The organism is Butyrivibrio sp. NC3005, from assembly GCF_000424545.1.
GTDB lineage: Bacteria > Bacillota > Clostridia > Lachnospirales > Lachnospiraceae > Butyrivibrio.
Window position 1 is genome coordinate 52,085 of sequence record NZ_AUKC01000007.1, and the last position, 26,264, is coordinate 78,348.

Sequence of the window (26,264 nt, forward strand, 5' to 3'; positions counted from 1 at the left end):
TGGGGGAAGATTTTTGAAGAATAATACATGGAATATTCCTCTTTTGGAGAATCTTCCTGAAGAAGTGCAGAAGAAGCTTATAAAGCATTCAGAGCATATTACATATCAGAAGGATAGTTATCTTTTTAGAGAAGGGGAATTAGTAGATTCAATCTGCGTTATAAGAAAAGGACGAGTTAAACTGACAAGATTTGATGCGCTTGGACGCGAGAATATCATCATGATTTTGTCAGATAATGATACAATATGGGAGAGCATGTTTCTAGATGGAAGTGTGTATCCATATTCTGCGGTTACGCTCTCGTCAGCTACGGTTTATAAGATACACAAAAATGATTTCATACGTATAGTCGATGATCCAACAGCGGCTATGAACATCATAATGCTTCTTAGCAGAAAACTTCATGATGCCAATGAACGAAATATGCTATTGTCTACTAAGAATCCTATTGCAAGACTGGCGGGATTTTTACTCTATAATGTAGATAGAAGTCATGATATGAATGTGTCATTGAAGCTGGAAGATATAGCTGCGAGTATGAGTCTTAGGGCGGAAACAGTCAGTAGAAAACTAAAGGAATTGGAAGCTTTGCAGGCTGTTGAAAGAACAGGTCATGGCAAGCTTAAAATATTAAATAGAGAAAAACTGAAATCAATTTATGAAAATGATGGCTGCTGCTAAGGCAGCCGTTTTTTTGTATATTTTTGCAAAACTGAAAAAGCCTGTTTACTGATGTTGATGCTTTGGTGAAAATTATTCTCTATAATCTGTTGTGATTTTCAACAAAAAAAGTTTGCGTACTATTTGAAAAATATCATAAATTAACAAAATTTTTGAAATAAAGTTAAAATTGATTTCAATCAAGGTTGAAAAAAGCGTTATTTGCTATTGTATTTCTGTCAAAAGATTAACAAACGCATAAAATGCGTGGATTTTATATTATAAGGAGTTATGCCATGAGAGAAGAATGGAGAGGGTTCAAAGGAACTCACTGGCTGACAGACGTAAATGTACGTGATTTCATCCAGAATAACTACACACAATATGATGGAGATGAGTCCTTCCTTGCAGGACCAACACAGGCAACTGATACACTTTGGGGTCAGTTACAGGTTTTGCAGAAGCAGGAACGTGAGCACAACGGTGTTCTTGAGTGCGAGACAGAAGTTGTTACAAGTCTTACTGCTTATGGCCCAGGATATATTGATGAGAAGACAAAGGATCTCGAGCAGATTGTAGGTCTTCAGACAGATAAGCCTCTTAAGAGAGCATTCATGCCTTACGGCGGAATCAAGATGGCTGAAGAAGCTGCTGAGACTTATGGATATAAGGTAAATGAGAAGTTCCACAAGATCTTCACAGAGTATCATAAGACACACAACCAGGCTGTATTTGATGCTTATACAAAGGAAATGAAGGTTGCTCGTCACTGCCACATCGTAACAGGTCTTCCTGATACATATGGTCGTGGACGTATCGTAGGCGACTACAGAAGAGTAGCTCTTTACGGTATTGATTACCTCATCGCTAAGAAGCAGTATGATCTTGACAACTGCGGCGATAACGAGATGTATGATGATACAATCCGTCAGAGAGAAGAGCTTGCTGATCAGATTAAGGCTCTTAAGGGCATGAAGGAAATGGCTAAGATCTATGGATTCGACATTTCTGCTCCTGCTAAGAATGCTAAGGAAGCTGTTCAGTGGTTATACTTCGGATATCTTGCAGCTATCAAGACTCAGAACGGTGCTGCTATGTCTGTAGGTCGTGTATCTACATTCCTTGATATCTATATCAACAGAGATCTTGAAGAGGGAACTCTTACAGAGGAACAGGCACAGGAACTTATCGATCACTTCACAATGAAGCTTCGTATGGTTAAGTTTGCTCGTATTCCTTCATACAACAACCTCTTCTCTGGTGACCCAGTTTGGGCTACACTTGAAGTTGGTGGACTTGGTGGTGACGGCCGTCACATGGTAACAAAGAACGACTACCGTTTCCTTCATACACTTGAGAACATGGGACCTGCTCCAGAGCCAAACCTTACAGTTCTGTACTCTAAGAGACTTCCTATGAACTTCCGTAAGTATGCTGCACACATCTCTGTAACAACATCTTCTATCCAGTATGAGAACGATGATGTTATGCGTCCTATCTGGGGCGATGATTACAGCATCTGCTGCTGTGTATCAGCTACTCAGACAGGTAAGGAAATGCAGTTCTTCGGTGCTCGTGCTAACCTTGCTAAGGCTCTTCTTTACGCTATCAATGGTGGTGTAGATGAAAAGTTCAAGGATAAGGCTGGCAAGAATATGCAGGTTGGACCTGAAATTGCACCTATCACATCTGAATATCTTGATTACGATGAAGTAATGCACAAGTATGACATCATGCTTGATTGGCTTGCTGATTTGTATGTAAATATTTTGAACCTTATCCAGTACATGCATGACAAGTACTACTACGAAGCAGCTGAGATGGCTCTTATCGATACAGATGTACGTCGTACATTCGCTACAGGTATCGCTGGATTCTCTCACGTTATCGATTCCTTGTCTGCTATTAAGTACGCTAAGGTTAAGACAGTTCGTGATGAGAACGGTCTTGCAATCGACTATAAGGTAGAGGGTGACTTCCCTAAGTATGGTAATGATGATGACAGAGCTGACCAGATTGGTGTTGAGCTTCTCAAGACATTCATGACAAAGATCAGAAAGCATCACACATACCGTAACTCTGAGCCTACAACATCTATCCTTACAATTACTTCTAACGTAGTATATGGTAAGGCAACAGGTGCTACTCCAGACGGACGTGCAGCATATGCTTCATTCGCTCCAGGAGCTTCACCATCTTATGGCGCTGAGCAGAATGGTCTTCTTGCATCACTTAACTCTGTTGCTAAGGTTCCTTATGAGTGGTCTTTGGATGGTATTTCCAATACTCAGACAATGAACCCTAACGCACTTGGTCATGATGACAACGAGAGAGCTGAGAAGCTTGTTAGCGTTATGGATGGTTACTTCGAGCAGGGTGCTCACCACCTTAACGTAAACGTATTTGGTAAGGAGAAGCTTGTTGATGCTATGGAGCATCCAGAAAAGCCTGAGTATGCTAACTTCACTATCCGTGTATCCGGATATGCTGTTAAGTTCATCAACCTTACTAAGGAGCAGCAGCTCGACGTTATCGCTCGTACATGCCACGAGAGCCTCTAATTTTAGGGACTGTTATGAAGTGTTGTAAGCAGTGCTTGTGACATTTTGTAAGTGAATGTATTAGCTGATGTTAAGTTAATAAGATTTTTGTAGAAGAGGGGCCGGTTGCAGGGGTTATTCTGCAATTGGTTCCTCTTTTTGTTTTATTTTTAGTAGAAGGAGATTTATTATTATGAAAGGTGCAGTTCATTCTATCGAAACTTTTGGCTCTGTTGATGGACCGGGAATTCGTTTTATTATTTTTTTGCAGGGATGCAATATGCGCTGCAGATACTGTCATAATGCGGACACTTGGGCTTTAGAGCGCGAGGATACACAGTTTATGGAAGCAGACGAACTCTTGGACAGAGCAGAAAGATATAAGCCATATTGGGGCAAAGAGGGCGGAATCACAGTTAGTGGTGGTGAAGCACTTTTGCAGATTGATTTCTTGTTAGAGTTGTTCACTAAGGCAAAAGAAAGAGGTATTAATACTTGTATCGACACAGCAGGACAGCCTTTTACAAGGCAGGAGCCATTCTTCTCTAAGTTCGAGCAGTTGATGAAGTTGACTGATTTATTGCTGTTTGATATAAAGCATATTGATAAGGAACAGCATAAACTTCTTACAGGTCAGGATAATGAGAATATTCTTGACTGCATGCATTACTTATCTGATATAGGAAAGCCAATCTGGATTCGTCATGTGCTTGTTCCTGGAATTACAGATGATGATGAGTATTTAAGAAGAACAAGAAAGTTCATTGAAACTCTTTCAAATGTTGATAGAATTGAAGTGCTTCCTTATCATAATCTTGGTGTTTATAAGTTCAAGGAACTTGGTATACCATATACTCTTGAAGATACTAAATCACCTAGCAAAGAACGTGTTGAAAATGCTGAGCAGATTTTGCGAGGACAAAAATAATAGTTATATTTTTAGCTTCCATAGAGAAAGTATTAAACTTTATCTATGGAAGCTTTTTTATAAAAAAATTCGACAAAAGTGTCATTTTGTTATTGACTAAGTATTCAAATTGTATATAATGATATAGATATTTTTTGACGTGAAGTATTTGGTACCCACGTTTAGTTTTTTGTTCACTTTTTTATCGTTAGAAGAGATGAGATGTTTTTGTTACAAAAATGCTTGGTAAAAGAAGAAAGTAACATTTTTTATAACGAGAATGTGGGTAGAAGAGTGTTAGGAGGAAAAAATGAGTAAGAAGAAAATGAGAGTTGGCGAAGAGGCGATTTATGATGCGTCTGTTCTGGGAACTCCCAAAATGTTAGTGCTTGGATTACAGCACATGTTCGCGATGTTCGGGGCTACTGTCCTTGTTCCTATTATTACAGGTCTTGATGTTTCCACGACATTGTTTTTTGCAGGTGTAGGAACTTTATTATTTCATTTTATTACCGGTAGAAAAGTTCCCGCTTTTTTAGGTTCATCATTTGCTTTTCTTGGAGGTTATGCAGCAATTGCTCCGGTGATAAATAACACACCTGATGCTGATAAGCTTAGATATGCTTGTTTTGGTGTTGCTGTCGCTGGTCTTCTTTATCTTGTTCTTGCTATTTTGTTTCGCACTTTCGGTGCTGGACATGTCATGAAGTATTTTCCACCAGTTGTAACTGGTCCTATTATTATTTCCATTGGTCTTAATCTTGCCCCATCTGCTATTAATAATTGTTCAGATAATTGGAACTGGATTCCAGCTCTTGTAGCTATTGTAATTGTTATTTGTTGTAACATATTCGGAAAAGGAATGGTTAGAATTATTCCTATTCTTTTGGGGGTAGTTGGTTCTTATATTGTAGCAGCAGTAATGGATTTGTCAGGAATTGAAATGATAGATTTTAGTTCTGTTGCAAATGCGTCATGGATTGGACTTCCTATTCATTATGACAGAACTGTATTCTCTCTTTTTACTGGAGGATTTGATTCTGGTCTTCTTATTACATCTGTAATCACAATTGTTCCTATCGCGTTTGCGACTATGATGGAGCATATCGGTGATATTTCAGCTATTTCATCTACAGTTGGAAAAAACTATATTAAAAATCCTGGTCTCCACAGAACTTTATGTGGTGATGGTCTTGCAACTGCACTGGCATCTGTTTTTGGTGCTCCTGCAAATACTACATACGGTGAGAATACAGGTGTTCTTACACTTACAAAAGTATATGATCCAAAGGTCATAAGACTTGCGGCTGTGTTTGCTGGACTTCTTAGCTTCTGTCCTAAGTTTGCAGCTGTTATAGAAACTATGCCAAACGGAACAATCGGAGGAATATCATTGGTACTTTATGGAATGATTTCAGCAGTAGGTATTAGAAACCTTGTTGAGACTAAGGTCGATTTTTCCAAGAGTAGAAACGTTTTAGTTGCAGCTATGATTATGGTTCTTACAATTGGTATTAGTTATTCTAGTGCTGGATGCCTTCCACTTTCATTTTGTAATGTATCTTTCTCGGGACTTGCAACTGGTTCTTTTGTGGGTATTTTGCTCAATGCAATACTTCCTGGAAAAGACTATAAGTTCGAGGAGGAATCTCCAAATGAAACAGGTGTTGACCTTGAAATGGCGCAGGGAAAACCTGTTGAAGAGGTTATGGAATAAAATTCGATTTTTAAATATATTGTAACAAAATATCGTTTACAAATTGCACTTCTTTGGTTATTATATTTACTGATAATAGGTGTTTGTAATTATATAACACTTTTCTTTTGGTAAATTATCATAATCAAAGGGTGCATTTTTTGTTAATTATTTTTACAAAAAAGTGTAAAGTTTTCTAAAGCCTTCACCGATATATATAAAGATTGGGTAGTTGTGTTGCTAGTAAATGAAATAAAGTTGCTGTTAACATGAATGCTAACAGTAATGTATAAAAAGAGGTACCGGCTATGGAGCAGGTTAATTTTCTAATTTTTCGTTTATTTGGCGCGGGACTGTTATCCATGATCTTATATAATATCCGTCGTAACCATAGTGGAAAGAATAAAGCGAGATTTTTTTTCTCGGTCGTTATTTTGGCACTACCGGTTGTTGGAATGAATATGCTGTGGCATATTGCAAGAATGCAGATAAGCACACTATGGAGTAGAGTTGCAGTTATTAGTAAGGCTTTATATTTTATTTCTTTTGCTTTGGTTCTCATTGCGCTTAGCGCTTATGCATACAGCTTTATTACTGTTCAACTTCCTATAAGGGGTAGGAAATTTCGGGAGGTCATGGAGCAAATTTTTATCTTTGTGCCAGAAGTTTTGCTTATTTTTACCCTTTTTGCAGAAAAAACTCAGACGTTTTCCTATGCGTGTTTATTACTATATCTCTTGTGGCTTTATAGTGACAATCAGAATGAACTGATTTCGCTTGATCCTTTAACACGGCTTAATAACCGAAACGAGTTTCAGGGTTATCTGTGGTATAAGCTTAGTACTCCGCTTCGTGGCAGAGTATGTCTTATTATGATGGATATGAATGATTTCAAATCTATCAATGATACTTATGGGCATGTGGAAGGGGATTTTGCCCTTACATGTGTCGCGCAGTGTTTAAAGAGAGCCTGCGGGGGAGTAGCCGGTCATCCGTTCCTTGCAAGATATGGAGGAGATGAGTTTTTGATTATCATGGAAACTTACAATGATGATGTTGTTAAGCATTTGATGGATTGTATTAATATGATGCTGGCAGTCGAGAATCATCGTTTGGAAAAACCATATACACTTAGTATTTCTATTGGGTGGGCGAGAAATGAGCAGCACAATCGATCTGTAAGAAAACTGATGCGCAGAGCAGATAAGCAGCTTTATGAAAAAAAGCGTATTTGGAAGGAGGGGAAAAAGACACTACAATATGGGTAATTACTACTTTGATTATTACTGCAGGGAAAATCAAAGTACAGGAATGTTAAGAAATTATTATTTAAAAGGTAGTTTATTTAGAAAAAAGATATGTTTGTTGTAAGTTTTTCCGATAAACACATTTGGTTTCCAGCACCATAATGTGAGGATTTCACAAAAGTGTGGAAGACATCGGAAAAAAGGGTGGAGAAGACTAAAGTTATTTGGGGTTCGACCGATAATGATAGTGAAAAGAAAAGTTACTAGCTAAGGATAGAGTCTCTCGTGACTAGGAACCGAATGAAGTATCGAGGGAAGTAACAAGGCATAAGGGTATATCTGACAAGGAAGCCGATATACTAGCGGTTTTTACAAATGGAGTAAAAACACAAGGTCCAAGAACTCCCTAGAAAGGAGAAGCAGTATGCGTATTGAAGCTTATAACCAGGTTCAGCAGATTTATAACGCATCATCTAAAAAGCATGTAGGTGCATCAGAAAAAATCTCAAAGGTAGATGGTTTTCAGATGTCATCAATTGGAAAGGACATTCAAGTTGCTAAACAGGCGGTGGCAAATGCTCCGGACATTAGAGAAGATGTAGTAGCAAGACTGCGTGAAAAGGTACAAAACGGAACTTACGATATTGATAACGATAAGTTTGCCGATAAGCTGCTTTCAAAGCTTTAAAGAGCGGCAGAGCAAATCGGCTGGAATATAAAAAGGAGATAATCCATGGCAAGTCTGATGCAAGATCTTATAGAAGTTCTTAATCAGGAAGTAGTAGCTTATAAACAGCTTTTGGGATTATCGAGCCAGAAGACGCCGGTTATAGTTTCCGGCGATCTTAAAAGACTTTCAGAAATCACGGATGAGGAGCAGTTGATAGTAGGAGATATACAAAAACTTGAAAAAACAAGAGTTTCTTCTATGGTTGATATTGCAAACGTTTTGAACATGGATGTCAAGACATTGAAACTGACCGATTTGGTTCGTATGCTGGATAAACGACCGTCGGAGCAACAGCAGCTTGCCAGGGTGCGCGATGAACTAAAATCTATCGCAGACCATGTTAGACTGGTAAACAGCCAAAATCAGGAACTCCTGCAGGGTTCACTGGAGATGGTGCAGTTCGAAATGAACATCCTGGAATCAACAGGCAGTGCTCCCGAAACGGCAAATTATAACAGATCAGCAGATACATCAGGCGATGTGATCGGAGTAAATATCGGCAGATTCGATGCAAGACAGTGATAAACTCACTAGCTCGAAGGTATGCTCGATTATTCCAAAGCAGACCAAGGATGTGTCTGCTTTTTTTATAGCAAAAGCATTATATGACAAGGAGTGATAGCCTATGCTGATGTCGAATTTATATGTTGGAGTAAGCGGATTGCAGACTTCACAAAATGCTCTTAATACAACTGCACATAACCTTGCGAATATAGGAACTGAAGGATATACAAGACAACAGGTTTCGCAGGGTACTAGAATATACAATACAATATCACAAACTCCGGCAATAGCAGATTCGCAGATTGGTCTTGGTGTTGCTTATACAAAGTGTAAACAGGTGCGCAGTGCTTTTTTAGACGCATCCTACAGACTGGAAAATGGTAGAGAACAATTTTATCAGATAAGCTATAAGGCTTTAAATGAAATTGAAGACCAGCTTCAGGAAATAAATGGAGCTGAATTCGCAGAAGCTTTGAATAACCTGTGGGTAAGTGTTCAGGAATTTTCTAAAGATCCTACAAGCGCAGTTACGCAAAATTCTTTCGTTCAGAGAAGTTCAGAATTTGTTGAATGTGCAAAATCTGTTTACAGAGGTCTTGTTTCCTATCAGGATAATCTCAATGACAATATCGCTAAGATAGTAAAAGAGATGAATAAAATCGGCGACCAGATTGATGAACTCAATAAAAAGATTGTGAGTATTGAAGCTGGCGGAGTAGAGCATGCAAATGATTTAAGAGATACTAGAAATTCTCTTTTGGATAGACTGGGTGAATTTGGAAATATAACATATGAAGAAGATCATCTTGGAATTGTAACAGTTCAATTTGAAGGAACCCAGTTTGTAACAAGCGATAATGTTCATCATCTAGGACTTGATACAGAGGAAACAGGTTGCGGGTACTATACACCATATTGGGAATTTGAAGCAAAAAAATATTATGACCTTGTAGGCGTGGAAAAGCTTGATATTAGCGGTGCACATATTATGGATTTGACACTGCCTGTTACAACGGGACTTAATACAGATGTTGGTATTCTAAGATCTACTCTTCTTGCAAGAGGTGATCACCATGCAACTTATCATGATATAGCAGATTCTGATGATACTTATTACAACACTATGGTGTCGCAGTCAGTAATGATGAACGTTGAGGCGGAATTTGACCAGCTCTTTAACAATGTAGTAACAGCAATAAACGATGTAATGTTGAATGCAGCAAGTAATCCTGCCACAATCGCAAGATTAAATGGAACAGATTATAATGATGATCCTCACAAATATCTTATGTTTGCGCTAGAGGATGATATAGATACACTTGATTATGCAATAAATGACAAGGAAGCTGGAACTATTTACAGTAAATATACGGTTTTGAATTCAAAGATGAATGATCATCTTTTGAGGAATCCATCAATATTCTCTTTTGTAACAATAGACAACGAAGCGGATAAGGCAGCAGCAACAGCTCTTAAACAGGCTTTTTCTCAGGAAAAATATACTTTAAATCCTAATGTTACTACAAAGATTAATTTGATTAACTACTATGATGCGCTGGTAGGGCAGGTTGCTAATACAGCATCGGTTGACAAGTCGATTTCAGATAACCAGCAGATTACTGTTGATACTATTTCTGCAGCTAGAGAACAGATTGTGGGCGTTTCGAGTGATGAGGAACTTGAGTTTATGATTCAGTTCCAGAATGCATATAATGCGTCAAGCCGCTTTATAAATGTTGTCAGTGAAATGCTTGAACACATTATTAATACTCTTGGACGCTGATAGGAGGTTTAGTTATGCCCTCTCAATTTTTTGGATTAAACATTGCAGCATCTGGTCTTAGAGCAGCTAATGCTGCAGTTAATACAACAGCCAATAATATTTCAAATGTTGAAACGAAGGATTATTCAAGACAGGAAGTTAAACAGCAGGCAAGTAATGCACTTAGAGTGTTTACAACTTATGGATGTGCCGGTGCGGGTGTTGATACTATCGCGATAGAAAGAATAAGAGATGCTTTTTATGATGACAGATATCGCACTAATGAAGCGCTTCTTGGCAATTATGCTAAGAAGAATTATTATAACTCACTTATTGAGCAGTATTTTAAAGATGACGGTACTACGGGATTTAATTCTCTTTTTGGAAAAGTACAGGCAAATCTTCAGTCTGCAATGACAGCTCCTAGCGTAACAACTACAAAACATACATTTGTTGCTGCTGTTGAAAAGATAGCAGACTATTTCAATGAAATGAGTACTAGTTTTAAAAATATGCAAAGTGATGTGAATGCTGAAATAAAGACAATAGCTGATGCTATTAACTCTATCGCAGAAGAAATAGCCCAGCTTAATGAGCAGATAAATGTCGTAGAAATGACTGGACCTAAGGCAAATGAACTTAGAGACAGGAGAGATGGTCTTGTAGATAAGCTTTCGGGTTATGTGTCTGTAAAAACGAAAGAAATTCCTATTATGGACGAGAATGACCCCAATAGAGAAACAGGTGCATCAAGGTTCCAGGTTTGGATAGCAGGTGGTCAGACGCTTGTAGATGCATATGATTACAGACAATTAAAATGTATCGCAAGGGATGGAAAAGAGACAGTTAATCAAACTGATATAAATGGCCTTTTTGATATCAAATGGGTTAGAAGTGATTTTACCGAAGAGACAGGATTTTATCTTGGAGATTTCGACTTGTATAATGCTAATATCGGTGGCAAAATGCAAGGACTTATCCACATGCGTGATGGTAATAACAGACAGTATTTTTCTGGTACCAGCACCGAGTGGGATATGGAGAACAGAACTCTTAAGGTTAGGGTATCTGATGACTATTTAAAAAACATGTCACAGTGTAATCTTCCAGGTGGTGGTCAGATTACGATAGGAACAAGAACATATGAGTATGAGAGCTGGGAATATGATGGAAAAGATTCTTATACTTTTGTTCTTCCTGAAAAGAATCACGCAAATGAGTTCTTTGATTTTTCCAGAGTTTTAGCAAGAGGTGATACGGTTAAAATTGGAGCTGGTATAGACTATCAGGGAATCCCGTATTATATGATGCAGATGAATGAATGGGTTAGAAATTTCTCTGATAAAGTTAACCAAGTGGTAACTTCCGGATTTACATCCGATGGAGAGGCTGGCATATATTTTTTGACTGGTAACAGAACGGTTAAGGCTGGCAATGATCCTGCGCAGTATACTTTTGAGGAATTGTCTATTACTAATAAAGGTTATTATTTTGTAAATGCTGAAAACTTTTCAGTAAATGATTTGATTTCTTCAAATGCAGCATTGCTTGCAACAAAGGTTGATATTTCAGAAGGTCAGGATGAAGGAAGATGCCTTAGAAAATTAAATGACATGATAAGTAAGACAGAGCTTTTCAGAGGAGCAACTTCGGGAGAATTTTTGGATAAAGTCTTAAGTGATGCAGCGCTTAATTCCAGCAACTGCAGAGTTATGGAAAAAACATATACAGCATTGCAGTCCACTATTGACAATCAGAGGCTTTCAATCTACGGAGTTGATTCAGATGAAGAAGCTGCTAACCTTGTTAAGTACCAAAATGCTTATGCGCTTAGTGCAAAGGTTGTTAATGTATTGCAGGAAATGTATGACAGGTTGATTCTGCAAACAGGCGTTTAACATAAAGCCGCAAAAAGAGGTAGTAATATGCGAATAACGAATAAGATTATGCACAATAATTCGATTTATAACATTAATAATAACAAGGTTTCTGAAGATACTATCAATACTCAGATTGCTACAGGTAAGAAGATAAATAGGGCTTCGGATGATCCGGTTATAGCTATTCGTGCACTGAGACTTCGAAGTAATGTTAGTCAGCTTACTCAGTATAGTAAGAAAAATGCAGAAGATGCTGCTTCATGGCTTAAAGTTACAGAAGATGCACTTGGAACTGTTACAGATGTTCTTACTGCAATGATTTCGGAAGCAAATAAAGCAGCTAATACATATAAGGAACTTCCGGATTTTAAGACTATGATTACTGAGCTTGATGCTCTTTCAAGAGAGTATTACGCAACAGGTAATGAAGATTATGCAGGAAGATATATTTTTACAGGCTATAGGACAGGTAATCCACTAACATTTAAGGATGCAGCTACCCTTCAATATAAGAATATACATGATGAATTTAACGCTAGGGATGTTGATGTTTCTAAAAGGATAGTAAATGCTCATAAACTTGCTGCAGGTGATAGTGATGTTTTTATAGAAAGTGATATTGAGGATGTAGAGGTTGGAAGAGTAAGACTTTCTTATGAAGATCTTGCAGATACTGATACAGATTCGGTTCGAATTCAGTATAGAAAGCCATTGGCAGTTGATGCTACGGCTGAGCTTACCAAAGCAGATGTCAGCAAATCGTTACAGATTTCGTTTAAGGATTCTTCAGGAACTACACATAGAGTTAATCTCTCAACAGGAGACAGATATGATGAAATAGGTAACACTGTTACGGTAACTGAGTATGACGAGCAGGGCAATCCTACTGATATAAAATACAATGCTCAGGTTGATACTGATGGAACTTTCAGAATTACAGGAAGTAATGATGGTGGTGCTACTAATATCTATGATCTTACAATAGATTCTGATGGAGTTATGAAAGCTCAAAATGGAACGGATGAAGTTAAAGATGTTGTTTGTAACATTTCTAAAACAGCGTTGTCAACAGTTACTTTCAAGACAGATGCATCTGATCCTTATACTGTAACAATTAAAGTTCCTTTAACAGAAGCAAGTGATTCACCGTATACAGTTGAAATTCCAAGTACAAGATCAGATGGAAGCGCAGGCGATTTGTATACTATCACAGTTAATACTGACGGAACTTTCCATCTAGAATCACCTGTAACTGGATCAGGAAACGCGTCAGATCCGTTTATGACAAGTGTAGTCAATCTTTCGACAAATGGTAGTATAAACAGTTCATATATAGAGCATACATTAGTTCCAGATGGTGTAATAACTGTTGCAACTACAGAGGATGAACTTGATAACATTTACAGAGAACTTGCAGATGGAACAAGTACTTGTTATTTAAATGCAGTTACAGGCGAAGTGCTTATGAACAATGAGTTGAAAACTACTTTGACGGCACTTACTGATGTTCATAATGCCAAAACAATCGATGTTGTGTACAGTAAAACAGCATGGAAATCAGGAGATACAAGACCTGAAAATCTCATGAAATGCACTAATTGGGATGGAAAGGCGCCTGTGGTATTCAATGGTGGTATTTCAGATCATATTATGGAATATGATGTTGGATATGGCCAGACTATTGAAGTCAATACTACAGCAGACGAAGTATTTACTACAAATGTTGCAAGAGACGTTGAAGATTTGAAGCGTGTTATTAATAAGTTATCAGATGTGACAGCAGTTCTTGGAAATCTGAAGGCAGCAGTTGACAGTGCAACAAACGATACGGATAGAGAAAGTGCCCAGAAAGAATATGATGCTGCAGCAAAGGCTAAGGATTACCTTATCAGGGATTTGAAAGATATGTGCGGCTCCAAGATTACTTCTTTCCAAAGAGCGCTTGATAAGGCAAATGTAGCGGTTTCTGAAAATGGAACCAGATCTAGCAGACTTGACATGATTTCAACAAGACTAACGAATCAACTTACAACATTTAAAGAGCTTCAGAGTAACAATGAAGATACCGATTTGGCAGAGGCAGCAACCGATCTTAATATGGCAAAACTTCAGTATCAGGCTTCTTTAATGGCTACCGGAAAGATATTACAGAATTCACTTATGGATTACATTTGATGCTAAAAAAATATAGGTTATTGTTTCTATATAGTCCGTTTTACTGTTTGTATATTTCGTCGCAGACACGCTTTCGCTTGATTATAAACGTAGTGGTACGTAATGCGCTAAAAAACAGCGCATAAGTAAATGCGGCATAATTTAAACACTTTTAAATTATGTCGTCTGCCGTAGGCAGATTTAAAGGCATTATTTATGCCTTTAAACCCCAGACCAACGTTTATAAACAGTTCTGCTCATGAAATATTACAAGCCAGCAAAACTCATCTATCATATGTTAAGAAACAATAACCTATAGGTTATTGTTTTCATCAGGAAAATCAATAACCGTACTAGACCAAAATTTGTCGTTAAGACAAATTTTGTCCTGTGAAGCAGGATTCTTGCTGATGATTATCCTAAATCTCAGCAAGAAGTCATAGATTATGGATTTTTGAGGTGTAGAATATGTGTTTTTTGCAAAAAAGAGTTTAAATTTTGTTGTTTTCTTATTATGAAAAAATAAAATTATTCCGACATATAAAATGATGGGAATTGGAATACTTAATCATTAAAATATGCGTCAAATGGAGGAACTATATGAAGCTTTTAACAAAAATATTTGGAGAGACTGAAATAAGTGATGACAAGATTTTAAGTTTTCCTAAGGGTATTATAGGTTTTCCAGATTTGAAGCGCTTTGCTCTTATGTATGACGAGGAAAAGGGAACACGGAATATCCAATGGCTTCAGTCTATAGATGAGCCGGCGTTTGCTATGCCGGTTATGGATCCTCTGCATGTTCGTGAAAACTATAGCCCCGAAGTTAACGATGATGTATTGGAAGATATTAAACCGATTGATGAGAATAACACGTTAGTGCTGGTTACAGTTACAGTGCCTCATGATCTTACAAAAATGACTGTTAATCTCAAGGGACCATTCTTGATTAATGCTGATACAAGAGTCGGTGTTCAGGTTATTTTAGATAGTGATGAATATCAGGTAAAGTATCCTATATACGATATTTTGAAGAAGATGAAAGAGCAGAATACTGTAATGTCATAAAAGTAATAACCCTCAGAATCCTGAATATCTTCAGTAATTAGCTGTCATGCAAATTCGTTATTGCAAGAATTGATAGACGGGCAAACGGTAATACGATTATGGATAAGTGCTATTAAATTTTGTGATTAATATTGCAATAATCGTATTAACGTGTTAATATAAAGCATAACTGGGATATTCTCGGGAAAAGTTTTGTCACGGAGGGACGTCGATGTTAGCATTATCAAGAAAGAAAAATGAAGCAATTATCATCAATAACAATATAGAAGTGACGGTGTTGGAGATTCGCGGAGATCAGGTAAAGCTTGGAATTGCTGCACCAAAAGAGATTCCGATTTATCGTCAAGAAGTTTATGCTCAGATTCAGGCAGAGAACAAGCAGGCAACAGATGTTGCGAACTTGGATGAATTGAATAAGCTGGCATAAACAGTATTTTGAATAGTTTTAGGACTGTTGCCTGAAATAGGGTGACAGTCTTTTTGCGTAGCAAAGTAAGACTCTTATGATTTTAATGGGAGTGGTATGCCTAAAAATGTAAGTAGTTTCATAAATATTTTTTAAGCATTTTTTCAATGGATTGAGGGAGGAGTATTATGAAGTATGATTATCTAGTTGTGGGAGCTGGTCTTTTTGGATGCGTTTTTGCACATGAAATGGCTAAGGCCGGCAAGAAATGTCTGGTAATAGATAAGAGAAACCAGATAGCAGGTAATATCTATACCAAAGATGAAAATGGAATTCAGGTACATGCTTATGGCGCGCACATTTTCCATACATCTGATAGTGAAGTGTGGAGTTATGTGAAGAAGTTTGCTAAATTCAATCATTATGTAAATTCTCCAATGGCTGTTTATAAGGATGAGCTTTATAATCTTCCTTTTAACATGAACACATTTTCTAGAATGTGGGGAATAAGAACTCCTGAGGAAGCTCAGGCTATTATTGGACGTCAGAGTAGAGAAGCAGTTGTTGAAATTTTGAAAAAAAGAGGTGTTAGCAACCCTGCTGAATATGATATTCAGAATTTCAAGGCAGAGAATCTTGAAGAGCAGGGGTTATCTCTTGCTGGAAAAGATATTTTTGAAAAGCTTGTAAAAGGTTATACAGAGAAACAGTGGGGAAGACCATGCAGTGAACTTCCTGCATTTATCATTAAACGTCTGCCTTTCCGCTTTGTATATGATAATAACTATTTTAACGATCCTCATCAGGGAATTCCCAAGGGTGGATACACCGCTATGTGCGAGAGACTTCTTGGTCTTTTGAATGACATGAGCAGCCAGATTTGTGGTATTCAGGCTTTTAGTAATATTACTGTTAAGCTTAACACAGATTATTTTACCTTCGTTGATCAGAAGCAGAAAAAGCCTGGAATGCCTTTCGTTTCTGTAGATGGCGATACTTTTGACAAGGTTGTTTATACAGGTATGATTGACGAGTTCTTTGGTTATAAGTATGGTATGTTAGAGTATCGTTCACTTTCCTTTGAAACTGAGTATCTTCCGGAAGTGGATAATTATCAGGGAAATGCTGTTGTCAACTATACAGAAAGAGAAGTTCCCTATACTCGTATTATTGAGCACAAGCACTTTGAGTTTGGTAAGGGCAAAGGTACTATCATTACCAAGGAATATCCTGCTACATGGAAGAAGGGTGATGAACCTTACTATCCAATGAATGATGAAAAGAACAATGCTTTATTTGAGAAGTACAAGGATATGTCCAAAGAATGGCCTCAGGTGATTTTTGGTGGACGTCTTGGTCAGTATAAGTATTTCAATATGGATCAGGTAGTAAGAAGCGCACTTGATGCTGCTAAAGCTGAGATTGGAAGATAAGATTAGAAAAGCTCTAGATGTACTTATTAGAACAAGATTATAGAATAATGAAAAAGAGAGTTGCCGGTTGTGCAACTCTCTTTTAGCAGTAATAATTAAACATCATTCCAGAATACTCACTTGTTATATATGGGGTTATTGTACCATGCCCTGGATTTTTATAATTTACAATAGGTCTGTTGGTGTATTTCATAGGGTCAAGCATTATTTCTGTAGTGTAGTTCTTTAATACATTGGTGAAATCTCGAAGAGGTTTTAGTGTTTCTTTCGGATCACTGGAATCTGAGATGAATTCACTCATAACCGCTTTCTCGATGTTCATTTTGCCTTTTTCATTCATAGTGAGGCCTAATTTATTCAAAGGTTCTTTTTCTAAAACGAAGTTGGCATTCAAACCTGAAATAATCTTAGAACAGTCTACTTTTCCCTTTGAATTTGTTGTCAGATTCTCTAAATTATCAACAAAATCGTTATAGTTATCTTTTAACTTTTCACTATTCTTTATTATAGTATTGTGATCAGATTTTAATCCTATTGTAATTGGGGGGCCTTCAGTTTCTTTTTTTAGTTCTACTTCGAATACATTGCCGAGTGTAAAATGATTAGTTGGACTATTATGTTCTGATCCATTAACTATGAATATGGCATTTGAAGGAGCCTGACTTACATTATCTAGTCCGAAATGCGGGACGATTCCGTGTCTTGGACTATTAAGTGAATCATGAATATCAAACCTAAGGAGCTGTCCATTTTCAGGATTGCCTGTTGCATTGGAGCTAATCTCTATTGCACAGTTGTTGTCTTCGTCTGTCAGGACATTAGCCGATAGTGAAACATTTGCCTTGTTTATTAATCTTGCTATTCTTTCTACCATTGTAGAGTTTGTATCCTGATTGTTAATGGAAAACTGAAATTCAAAATTGTTGTTTTCTATGCGCGCATTAAAGTAGTAACTCCCTTCCTGAATATCAAGCGAGTCACTAGGTAGGAACTTTCCAGTGTTTATTTGCGGCAATGCTAATTTCTTAATTTCGAGAGATAAGTCTGGAACATCATCCTTGTTATTACCGATATATGTGACATTTATTGCTTCTTCATCAGATGCAATAGCTACTTTCTGACAGAATCCATCTGTTTCTTCATTTTCAAGCATACATAGACTGTTGCGGAATTTTCTTGTATGTTCTTTTAGTGCTACAGCACTTTCTTCAATGTCACAATCCCGTTTTAGAAGATAAAGAGGTGCATCTTTGTTGATTCGCACTATGGACTTATAAATATCACGAAGTTCGTTTCGTTTATGTGTATCAGATTTGCTTGTATCTGGTGACGCATAAGTCGTCAAAAAGTGGTTATAAACACCACTCATGATTATATTTGCCATGACGTGCCCTCCTTTCTTCCTTGATAAACAGATCGGATTATATTGAATCATAACCCGTGGAGAAGTAGTTACTTATCCACATCCGCACTACGCATCCTTGCGTAGACTACTGTTGGGCATCGGCAATCGATATTATCTTGAAAATATATTATCACATTAACGATATAATATCAATGTTTTTAGTAAAAATATGATAATTAAAAAACAATAAAAAAGGATACCGCCATAAAGCGATACCCTTAAGTAGTTTGATAAAATTAACCAATTTCAGAATAGCCAAAACCATTACAGATAGCATCAACTTTTGCGCCTTCCTGACAAAGCTTACAGTTGTCATGACTATAGGAAGCATAATCAGGAATATCTGCCTTGGAATATAGGCTGTGAATATCATATCCGGCAACTTTGTTTCCTGCTGAAAATATTGCAGAAACACCTGAAATGAAACCACCATAGTACTTGATTCCATCTATTGCTCTGGAAACAGTTTTACCTGTAGTCATGGAAGCAAGAAGGAGAAGTACGTTCTTTTTGTCCAGCATCATTTTCATATTGTCTCTGAATATCATCTGTCCAAGTTGATCATATTCAGGGGTAACTACGTAAATTGTTTTGTGCTGGTTCATGGACATAACACCTGCTTTGGTAAGTTCATCAGCCAAATATGCACCTATAACTTCAGTTCCATCCATGCAGATAATAGTATCTACAATTGTAGTAGCAACATAATCATGTGCAAGTGCGTGCGCAACAGCTCTTGCTTCGCTTTGACGAGTTTTCATTGTCGTCATATCGATATAATAATTGATATGTGAATTTGGTGTTACGAAATGTCCTTTGATAACTTTGAGAGTGATGTCTGGATGCGTCTTCGAAATAATCTTTGTGTAATTCAACATTTTATTTGTCTCCTATTCTGGAAATAAAATTGTTGCCACCGTTAATGCAAAAACAAACAGTTATAATAATATATTAACTCATTAACGCTTTTACAACAATATTTTTTTGAAAAATAGGGTATACTAAATGTAGAGAAAGTGGCAAAAACTATACTTTATTGTTTCTATAATAGTCCGTTTTACTGTTTGTATATTTCGTCGCAGACACGCTTTCGCTTGATTATAAACGTAGTGGTACGTAATGCGCTAAAAAACAGCGCACAAGTACCAACGTTTATAAACAGTTCTGCTCATGAAATATTACAAGCCAGTAAAACTAATCTACTAAGTATTCAAAACAATAAAGTATAACTTTTTTGTCAACTTCATTCAGAAACTCGCATTTACTGCGAGTTTCGTGAGAACAAAAGTCAAGTGGCAAACTGGTCCAAGGCGACGCCTTTTTTAATGGCCAGTTTGCGTAGTTTTTGGAACGCAGTGACAAAAATCTATAGTTTTTGATGAATAATGTGGAGGAAAAAATGAATGTAAAGTCAGATATTGATAAAATCCTTGAAGAAGCATCTTATTATGAGTCGATTTTTGACACTGTGAATGAGAAAAAGGCGATTAATAGGGGGCTTTTAACATCGATTGATAATTACGAATTTTATTATATGTATGGACTTATGGAGGAGGTATTTAACTGTAATACGGCTTTCTTGTGCTTTGAGCATGCTCTTTTTTTGTGTGACAACGAGGATGATTATCGAATAATAGAGCAGGAAAAAAATAAGATGGAAAAGGAACCGGGATTTTGCGTTCACGGGACGTCCATTATTATCCTGTCTTATAATAATCTTGATATCATGAAAGAAAATCTCGAGGCAATTTATAGGTTCGCTAATATTGGCGGTTCTAATAGTGAAGTTATTGTAGTGGATAATAAGTCTACTGACGAGGTTACAGAATTTCTTTCGGTGCAAGATGATATTAAGTTTATTAAAAATGATGAAAATATGGGTTTTTCTTATGGTTGTAACCAGGGATTTAATATTGCCAAAAAAGAGAATGATATTTTACTTTTAAACAATGATGCTGTGCTTATGCCTAATTCGTTATTTTTTCTTAGAATGGCTTTATATGAATCACCTGAGATTGGGGCAAGTGGAGCTGTGTCTAATAATGCTCTTTTACAGATTGTTTCAGAGAAACTACAGGAAGATTTATCAGTAAGAAATAATCCTGATATTTCGATGCGTATTAAAAAGGCTATAGAAAAGAGTTGTAAGATAAATCTTTTTATAGATAGGGCTCTAGAAGATAGAACAAGGCTTACTGGATTTTGCGTACTTATAAAAAGAATAGCTGCGGATATTGTGTCAATAAATAAGAAAGCAGACAATAGCGAATTGTTAGATGAATATTTTTCTCCTGCATATTTTGAAGACGATGATCTTGGGATTAGATTAGCAAAAGCTGGTTTTAGACTGGTTTTGTGTCACAATGCTTTTGTCTATCACGTTGGAGGAGAAAATGATGGTAAGTCTTTTGATAACAGTCAAAAGAAAAAGGATAATTCAGTAAGTCTAATAGAGATAGGTAGAGAAAAATTCCAGAAGAAATGGGGATTTGATATATGGTCTTATATATCTTTTGATGAGAATATGCTGGAAAAGCTTTCTGGAATGTATCTGGAGACGGATTCTTTTACTCTTCTTGAGATAGGGTGCGGAATGGGGGCTTTTCTATCAGCAGTAGCCTATAGATTCCCTAATGCAAAAGTATTCGGAGTAGAGAATTTTGCACTTGTAGCTGGTATTGGTAAAAGAATGGGGAATATTACTTCTTGCAATATAGAAAAAGGTGAGTGGGATTATCCAGAGAACTTTTTTGATGTTATATTTGTTCATGATAGTATTCAAAACACAGAAAATCCTAAGGCATTTGAAGAAAAAATAAAAAAATATTTGAAAGATGGCGGAGAGATTTTTTACTAAGACTGCAGTACCACCAACTATTACATAAACTCTTTCAATCATAAGCACTCCTGTTATATAATAATTATAGAATAACGATAAATTGCCCTGTGAAAGCAATTTAAATTACTGATGTACTAAGGGAGAACATGCTTACATGTCAAATAAAGTATCCATCTGTATTATTGCAAAAAACGAAGAAAAAAACATACAAAAATGTCTTCGTGCCATAACTCCACTCCAATGCGAGATCATCTTGACAGATACTGGTTCAACAGATAAAACAGTTGAAATAGCAAGTCAATATACAGATCATATCTATCATTTTGATTGGTGTGATGACTTTTCAGCAGCTAGAAATTTCTGTGTCTCCCGAGCTTCAAATGACTGGATACTTCAGGTTGATTGTGATGAATATCTTGTTCTTGCCAACCTGATTAGACTAAGAGAAGTCATAAAGGATCACCCAAAAGAAATTGGACTTATAAATCGTATTAGTCCATATCCTGGAAATGATGTCCAGCAAAAAAAACACGAATTTCTTGCTCGACTTTATGACAGAAATTATTATTCCTATCAAGGAAATGTACAAGAACATATTGAAGCTTTCGATAAATCAACAGTTCCAACAACAAACGATAATTTAAACTATTTTGAAGTGCCATTGACGTTTTATCACGATGGATTTAAAAACACAGGTATGCGTAAGCAAAAAGCTGAAAGAGATTTAACACTCTTGCAGGAAAGTTTGAGTATCGAAGGACCTTCGCCATATATTTATTTTCAAATGGGAAAATGCTACGTAGCTATGAATGATCCGGCACTTGCGGCACACTATTTTGACCTGGGGTTATCAATGAATGTTAACCCGTCGCATACCTATGTACATGAGATGGTTGAAAGCTATGGATTTTGTCTCCTCGATTTAAAACAATACGATAAAGCTCTTTCGCTTGAAAATCTGTACGATATATATAATAACAGAGCAGATTTTGTATTCCTCATGGGTTTAATCTATATGAATAATGCCCGTTTTCAGGAAGCTATCAAACAATTCGAAAAAGCTACTAAGATGAACAATTATTCAATTGATGGTGTAAACAGTTACGCAGCTAATTACAATATAGGGCTTATATATGAAAGTATGAATGAGCCTCAAAAAGCAATTGAGTACTATACAAAATGCGGTAATTATCCTCCTGCTATAAAAAGAATCTCTGTGATTCGATGAAAATGTGGATTTGGACATGATGTCCAAATCCACATTTTAAATAACAAATCTTTTGTGATAAAACAAATTCACTGAAAAAATATTTCGAGAATGCCTATACTTTAGAATATATAAAGAAATTAGAAAAAATGTATACTAGTATAAGTGAGAATTTTTGGATAAAGAGTATCAGATGTTAAAATAGATTAATTATTCTATTATTAAAATAACAGGAGTATTTATGAATGAAAGAGTTTGTGTAATAGTTAGTGGCGCAGCGGGTTTTTTGGGGATTAATCTTGTGAAAGAATTATTGGAAAATGGTTATGAAGTTTTTGCGCAGGTTAGGCCGTTTTCTGCGCATAATAAAAGATTAGAAGATATTGAGTCTGAAAATCTTCATATCTTTCCTTTGGAGATGAATGAGTTTTCAAGGCTGCCAGAAGAGATATCAGAAAGGTTTCCTGAAATTTTTGATGAAGATATTAGGTTTAAGGCCTTTTTCCATTTAATGTGGGGGGGAGAAAGAAATGATTTTGAAAAACAGAAAATAAATATAGAAGAAACTCTTACTGCAATAAATATTTGCAAAGAGCTTCAGGTTGATAGATTCATTGCAACTGGTTCACAGGCAGAATATGGATATTTTTATAAAATTCAGAAAGAAGACTGTATGCCAAGGCCTGAGAATGCTTATGGGAGTTGCAAAACAAGTGCTATGTATCTTTCAAGAGAGCTTGCAAGGCAGTATGGAATTGAGTGGATCTGGACTAGAATTTTCAGTCTTATAGGTAGTTTCGAACCTGATGGAAGAATGTTTCCTATGCTTATAGACAATCTTTTGTCTGGGAAAGAAATAAATCTTTCTTCAGGAAAACAGATGTGGAACTATCTTGACGCAAAAGATGCAGCTAGAGCGCTTAGGCTGTTGTGCGAAAAAGGAAAAGATGGTGAAATTTACAATGTTGCAGGAAATGTTTCTATGCCGCTTATGAACTATGTGAAGATGGCAGAAATCTATATTTCTCAAAAAAATGGAAAAAAGGGCAGGATAAACTTTGGAGATGATGCCAATCCTTTTGTAAATCTAGTTCCTGATATTTCAAAGCTTGTGAATGATACAGGTTTTGAACAAGAAGTAAGCTTTGAAGAAAGTATTGAAAATCATTTGAAATTTAGAGATTAAAGAAGGAAAAATTATGTGTTCATTATTGTTGGAAACTTTTATTAGCGGATGGGCGTTATCCCTTGTTCTGTTTGTAGGAATGAGGAATATTTGGGAAGTTGCTATATTTGGATTTGTATATGCTTTTTTTAGGTGGAATAAAAAAGAAAACAGGACAAAGCTTTCTGATTCTAGAATAAAGCTAAGAAGACTGTTTGCGGCTGTTTTCAGTATTATGGTCCTTTTGGGAGGCTTTGAATCATATGTAAGTCGTTATAGTAACAAAGCATTCAGGATTATCATATGTATTTTAATTGCAGGTGGCATGCTTATTTTCTTTGAGAATACGCTTCTTTTTATAGAGAGTGAACTTATTTATAAGAAGAGAATTTCCGGCATATTTGAAAAAAATTCTGACAGCGATAATAAGTGCGAAAAGAAGCTGTTTTTTATCTATTTTGCAGTGATTTTACTTGCATATATTCCTTATTTTCTGTATGAATATCCGGGAATAATATCTCCTGATGGTATTAATCAGTTCTATCAGGTGGTTGGAATATCAAGATGGTCTAATCATCATCCAATTGCACATACGCTTTGCATTGCATTTTTTACAAAAATAGGAAGCTTTTTTTCTGATGATATAAATGTGGCATTTTCGTTTTATACAGCTTTCCAGATGGTATTTCTTGCATTGTCAGAAGCCTTTTTGTGTGTGACACTTATTAGACTTGGAGTGAAGAAAAAACTTTGCCATGTAATTACTTTTTTGTATGCATTTATACCGTTTAATGGTGTATTTTCTGTGTATATAACCAAGGATACAATGTTTTCAGCGATTACTATGATGCTATTGTCTGTTTTGGCGAGAATAATAATCGAAGAAAAAAATAATAAAAATTCAAAAAAACTATGGATTTTTTTCACGTTTTTGTGTATTCTATTTTCTTTGTTTAGAAGTAATGGTTATTATGCATATATTATTTTTGTGCCTTTTCTTATATATAGATTTAGAAGTAGAAAAGTAGTTTTTTTGAGTGTGCTTGCAGCTTTATTTATAAGTACATTCACAAAAGTATTCATTATGGACAAGATGAATGTTATTCAGCCTGATTTTGTAGAATCTTGCTGTGTTCCGCTCCAACAGATTGGAAGAACGATTACAAATGGGCATGAGCTTGATAATCGTGATAGAGAACTTCTTGAAAAAATCATGAATCTTGATGGAGTTCCTGTTATGTATAGGAAAGATCTTGCTGATGGTATGAAGGAATTGGTAAGAGCAGGGAATGAAGATTATCTTATAAATCACAAAAAAGATTATTTTGAATTGTGGCTTAGGCTTGGGGTAAAGCATCCTGGTTCTTATCTTCAGGCTTTTGTCGATTTAACAAAGGGAATTTGGTTCTATGATCAGGACTATGAAGTTGGTACTATTGAAGGTGTTATTGCAAATGAAGCTGGATTGTATAGAAAACCTTTGATTTCAGGAAAAGTTGTAGTAAAAACACATGAGCTTATGCTTAAGTTTGGAGATTTTATTCCTTTGTATAGCCTGCTTTTTTCTATGTGTACCTATACCTGGGGGGTGCTTGTTCTACTTTATTTGATGCTTTCTAATAGAGAGTTTAGAGGAAATATTATTGTAATACTTCTTCCTTTTATGATAATAGCAACGCTTCTGATAGCGACTCCTATATCAACAGAATTTAGATATATGCTGCCTATAGTTATGACGACACCTGTTTTCGTAATAACGTTTCTAGAAACACGCAAAGTTGCCTAAAAGAAATGCTTGTTAAAATGTTACAAAATTTTTTTGGTAAAAAAGTGTATTTTGTGTATAAAACTTATAAAAAGGCTAAAAAGGCTTATTTTGCGGCTATGTTATGAAACCGCATTATTTGGGCATTTTTATAAAATTCATAAAAAAGCGTATAATAATTCTACATCGTTTCACAGAAATTTTACACATTTTGGGGTTGTCGAAAAAAAGTTTATGCATTATACTTTGTTACTGATGTGCGTAGAAAACGCAGAATTAAGTTAAGTCAGACAACAATTTTGATTTATTTCACGATTATTGCCAGATATATTTTTAAATATTCAATTAAGCAGTATGAATATAATAAAGCATTTTGTTTTAGTTTTAGGAGGAAAGCATCATGACAAAGGCAGAAATATTAAAGAAAGAGATTCTAGCACAGTATAAGAGCGTAAGACAGTTTGCAATTGATATGTCTATTCCATATAGTACACTTGTAACTGCTTTGGATCGTGGAATTGAAGGAATGGCTTATGGTACAGTTATTCGTATGTGTGATAAACTCAACCTCAATCCTATTGATTTCACACCACTTGAAGGATCAAAGGATCTTGGCAACATGATTATTGAGAATCGTGTGATGCAGCAGTATATTAAGCTTAACAAGCCTGGTCGTAAGAAGATTCTTGAAATGATGAGTGATTTTTCTGAGCTTGAGAAATATCAGGCAGATTGATTATCATATTAAGATTAAATGTGAATATGATCATGTTTAGAATATGAGTAGTAGAAGCCTCTATATATTAAACTGTTTATGAGTTTAATATATAGGGGTTTTTATTTTGGTTTCTTACGAAACTCGTACTATATAAATACTATCTTATATGTTATGATA

20 protein-coding genes are annotated in these 26,264 nt (G+C 36.1%); 18 read left to right on the plus strand and 2 right to left on the minus strand.

Annotated elements, in window-relative coordinates; translation table 11 throughout:
* The first annotated feature begins 13 nt into the window (after positions 1 to 13).
* The 13 genes from G634_RS17810 (at position 14) to glf (ending at position 16,988) form a co-directional block, all read left to right on the plus strand.
* Positions 14 to 682, plus strand: coding sequence for a Crp/Fnr family transcriptional regulator (locus tag G634_RS17810; protein WP_051233652.1), 669 nt, complete (start codon positions 14 to 16; stop codon positions 680 to 682).
* Positions 683 to 957: 275 nt separating this feature from the next.
* Entirely contained in the window at positions 958 to 3,222 is a 2,265-nt protein-coding gene (gene pflB, locus G634_RS0103300; RefSeq protein WP_026504094.1) for a formate C-acetyltransferase, read from the plus strand.
* Positions 3,223 to 3,394: 172 nt separating this feature from the next.
* The gene (gene pflA / locus G634_RS0103305) at positions 3,395 to 4,129 is read left to right on the plus strand and encodes a pyruvate formate-lyase-activating protein (RefSeq protein ID WP_035798723.1); all 735 of its coding nucleotides are present in this window, start codon (positions 3,395 to 3,397) and stop codon (positions 4,127 to 4,129) included.
* A gap of 289 nt (positions 4,130 to 4,418) precedes the next feature.
* Positions 4,419 to 5,825, plus strand: coding sequence for a uracil-xanthine permease family protein (locus tag G634_RS0103315; protein ID WP_026504096.1), 1,407 nt, complete (start codon positions 4,419 to 4,421; stop codon positions 5,823 to 5,825).
* 287 nt (positions 5,826 to 6,112) lie between these two features.
* Positions 6,113 to 7,072, plus strand: a complete 960-nt coding sequence (locus G634_RS20115) for a GGDEF domain-containing protein (protein ID WP_051233653.1) — start codon at positions 6,113 to 6,115, stop codon at positions 7,070 to 7,072.
* A gap of 403 nt (positions 7,073 to 7,475) precedes the next feature.
* Complete coding sequence (gene flgM / locus G634_RS0103325) at positions 7,476 to 7,739, plus strand: flagellar biosynthesis anti-sigma factor FlgM (RefSeq protein ID WP_026504097.1); 264 nt, start codon at positions 7,476 to 7,478, stop codon at positions 7,737 to 7,739.
* A 45-nt stretch (positions 7,740 to 7,784) separates the two neighbouring features.
* Positions 7,785 to 8,303 (plus strand): flagellar protein FlgN, encoded by a 519-nt coding sequence (locus tag G634_RS0103330; protein WP_026504098.1) that lies wholly within the window; start codon positions 7,785 to 7,787, stop codon positions 8,301 to 8,303.
* A 103-nt stretch (positions 8,304 to 8,406) separates the two neighbouring features.
* The gene (gene flgK, locus G634_RS0103335) at positions 8,407 to 10,068 is read left to right on the plus strand and encodes a flagellar hook-associated protein FlgK (RefSeq protein ID WP_026504099.1); all 1,662 of its coding nucleotides are present in this window, start codon (positions 8,407 to 8,409) and stop codon (positions 10,066 to 10,068) included.
* 14 nt (positions 10,069 to 10,082) lie between these two features.
* Positions 10,083 to 11,945 (plus strand): flagellar hook-associated protein FlgK, encoded by a 1,863-nt coding sequence (gene flgK, locus G634_RS0103340; RefSeq protein ID WP_026504100.1) that lies wholly within the window; start codon positions 10,083 to 10,085, stop codon positions 11,943 to 11,945.
* A 27-nt stretch (positions 11,946 to 11,972) separates the two neighbouring features.
* A complete protein-coding gene (locus tag G634_RS20120; protein WP_051233654.1) occupies positions 11,973 to 14,102 on the plus strand; it encodes a flagellin N-terminal helical domain-containing protein in 2,130 nt (709 codons plus the stop codon).
* A gap of 579 nt (positions 14,103 to 14,681) precedes the next feature.
* Complete coding sequence (gene fliW, locus G634_RS0103350) at positions 14,682 to 15,149, plus strand: flagellar assembly protein FliW (protein ID WP_026504101.1); 468 nt, start codon at positions 14,682 to 14,684, stop codon at positions 15,147 to 15,149.
* A gap of 211 nt (positions 15,150 to 15,360) precedes the next feature.
* Positions 15,361 to 15,576: a carbon storage regulator CsrA gene (gene csrA / locus G634_RS0103355; protein WP_026504102.1), complete on the plus strand. Its 216-nt coding sequence runs from the start codon at positions 15,361 to 15,363 to the stop codon at positions 15,574 to 15,576.
* 167 nt (positions 15,577 to 15,743) lie between these two features.
* A complete protein-coding gene (gene glf / locus G634_RS0103360) occupies positions 15,744 to 16,988 on the plus strand; it encodes a UDP-galactopyranose mutase (RefSeq protein WP_026504103.1) in 1,245 nt (414 codons plus the stop codon).
* 82 nt (positions 16,989 to 17,070) lie between these two features.
* Here the strand turns inward: glf and fliD are convergent, their stop codons facing one another.
* Both fliD and G634_RS0103370 read right to left on the minus strand, forming a co-directional pair.
* Positions 17,071 to 18,372, minus strand: coding sequence for a flagellar filament capping protein FliD (gene fliD / locus G634_RS0103365; RefSeq protein WP_026504104.1), 1,302 nt, complete (start codon positions 18,370 to 18,372; stop codon positions 17,071 to 17,073).
* 257 nt (positions 18,373 to 18,629) lie between these two features.
* Complete coding sequence (locus G634_RS0103370) at positions 18,630 to 19,271, minus strand: orotate phosphoribosyltransferase (RefSeq protein WP_026504105.1); 642 nt, start codon at positions 19,269 to 19,271, stop codon at positions 18,630 to 18,632.
* Positions 19,272 to 19,792: 521 nt separating this feature from the next.
* On the opposite strand from G634_RS0103370, the gene G634_RS0103375 reads away from it, so the two are divergent.
* From G634_RS0103375 to G634_RS0103395, 5 genes are all read left to right on the plus strand, one after another.
* Positions 19,793 to 21,250 (plus strand): glycosyltransferase, encoded by a 1,458-nt coding sequence (locus G634_RS0103375; RefSeq protein WP_026504106.1) that lies wholly within the window; start codon positions 19,793 to 19,795, stop codon positions 21,248 to 21,250.
* Positions 21,251 to 21,386: 136 nt separating this feature from the next.
* On the plus strand, positions 21,387 to 22,460 hold the full coding sequence (locus G634_RS0103380; RefSeq protein WP_026504107.1) for a glycosyltransferase family 2 protein: 1,074 nt from the start codon (positions 21,387 to 21,389) through the stop codon (positions 22,458 to 22,460).
* Positions 22,461 to 22,680: 220 nt separating this feature from the next.
* Positions 22,681 to 23,625, plus strand: a complete 945-nt coding sequence (locus tag G634_RS17825; protein WP_051233655.1) for an NAD-dependent epimerase/dehydratase family protein — start codon at positions 22,681 to 22,683, stop codon at positions 23,623 to 23,625.
* Positions 23,626 to 23,638: 13 nt separating this feature from the next.
* Positions 23,639 to 25,390: a DUF6020 family protein gene (locus G634_RS0103390; protein WP_026504108.1), complete on the plus strand. Its 1,752-nt coding sequence runs from the start codon at positions 23,639 to 23,641 to the stop codon at positions 25,388 to 25,390.
* Positions 25,391 to 25,769: 379 nt separating this feature from the next.
* Complete coding sequence (locus G634_RS0103395; RefSeq protein ID WP_026504109.1) at positions 25,770 to 26,105, plus strand: hypothetical protein; 336 nt, start codon at positions 25,770 to 25,772, stop codon at positions 26,103 to 26,105.
* Positions 26,106 to 26,264: the final 159 nt, after the last annotated feature.

Coding starts and splice junctions, on each gene's coding strand:
- G634_RS0103380 (WP_026504107.1), top strand. CDS start 21,387: ATGTCAAATAAAGTATCCATCTGTATTATTGCAAAAAACGAAGAAAAA.
- G634_RS20120 (WP_051233654.1), top strand. CDS start 11,973: ATGCGAATAACGAATAAGATTATGCACAATAATTCGATTTATAACATT.
- G634_RS0103395 (WP_026504109.1), top strand. CDS start 25,770: ATGACAAAGGCAGAAATATTAAAGAAAGAGATTCTAGCACAGTATAAG.
- G634_RS0103370 (WP_026504105.1), bottom strand. CDS start 19,271: ATGTTGAATTACACAAAGATTATTTCGAAGACGCATCCAGACATCACT.
- pflB (WP_026504094.1), top strand. CDS start 958: ATGAGAGAAGAATGGAGAGGGTTCAAAGGAACTCACTGGCTGACAGAC.
- pflA (WP_035798723.1), top strand. CDS start 3,395: ATGAAAGGTGCAGTTCATTCTATCGAAACTTTTGGCTCTGTTGATGGA.
- G634_RS0103375 (WP_026504106.1), top strand. CDS start 19,793: ATGAATGTAAAGTCAGATATTGATAAAATCCTTGAAGAAGCATCTTAT.
- G634_RS20115 (WP_051233653.1), top strand. CDS start 6,113: ATGGAGCAGGTTAATTTTCTAATTTTTCGTTTATTTGGCGCGGGACTG.
- flgM (WP_026504097.1), top strand. CDS start 7,476: ATGCGTATTGAAGCTTATAACCAGGTTCAGCAGATTTATAACGCATCA.
- G634_RS0103330 (WP_026504098.1), top strand. CDS start 7,785: ATGGCAAGTCTGATGCAAGATCTTATAGAAGTTCTTAATCAGGAAGTA.
- fliD (WP_026504104.1), bottom strand. CDS start 18,372: ATGGCAAATATAATCATGAGTGGTGTTTATAACCACTTTTTGACGACT.
- fliW (WP_026504101.1), top strand. CDS start 14,682: ATGAAGCTTTTAACAAAAATATTTGGAGAGACTGAAATAAGTGATGAC.
- csrA (WP_026504102.1), top strand. CDS start 15,361: ATGTTAGCATTATCAAGAAAGAAAAATGAAGCAATTATCATCAATAAC.
- G634_RS0103390 (WP_026504108.1), top strand. CDS start 23,639: ATGTGTTCATTATTGTTGGAAACTTTTATTAGCGGATGGGCGTTATCC.
- flgK (WP_026504099.1), top strand. CDS start 8,407: ATGCTGATGTCGAATTTATATGTTGGAGTAAGCGGATTGCAGACTTCA.
- glf (WP_026504103.1), top strand. CDS start 15,744: ATGAAGTATGATTATCTAGTTGTGGGAGCTGGTCTTTTTGGATGCGTT.
- flgK (WP_026504100.1), top strand. CDS start 10,083: ATGCCCTCTCAATTTTTTGGATTAAACATTGCAGCATCTGGTCTTAGA.
- G634_RS0103315 (WP_026504096.1), top strand. CDS start 4,419: ATGAGTAAGAAGAAAATGAGAGTTGGCGAAGAGGCGATTTATGATGCG.
- G634_RS17825 (WP_051233655.1), top strand. CDS start 22,681: ATGAATGAAAGAGTTTGTGTAATAGTTAGTGGCGCAGCGGGTTTTTTG.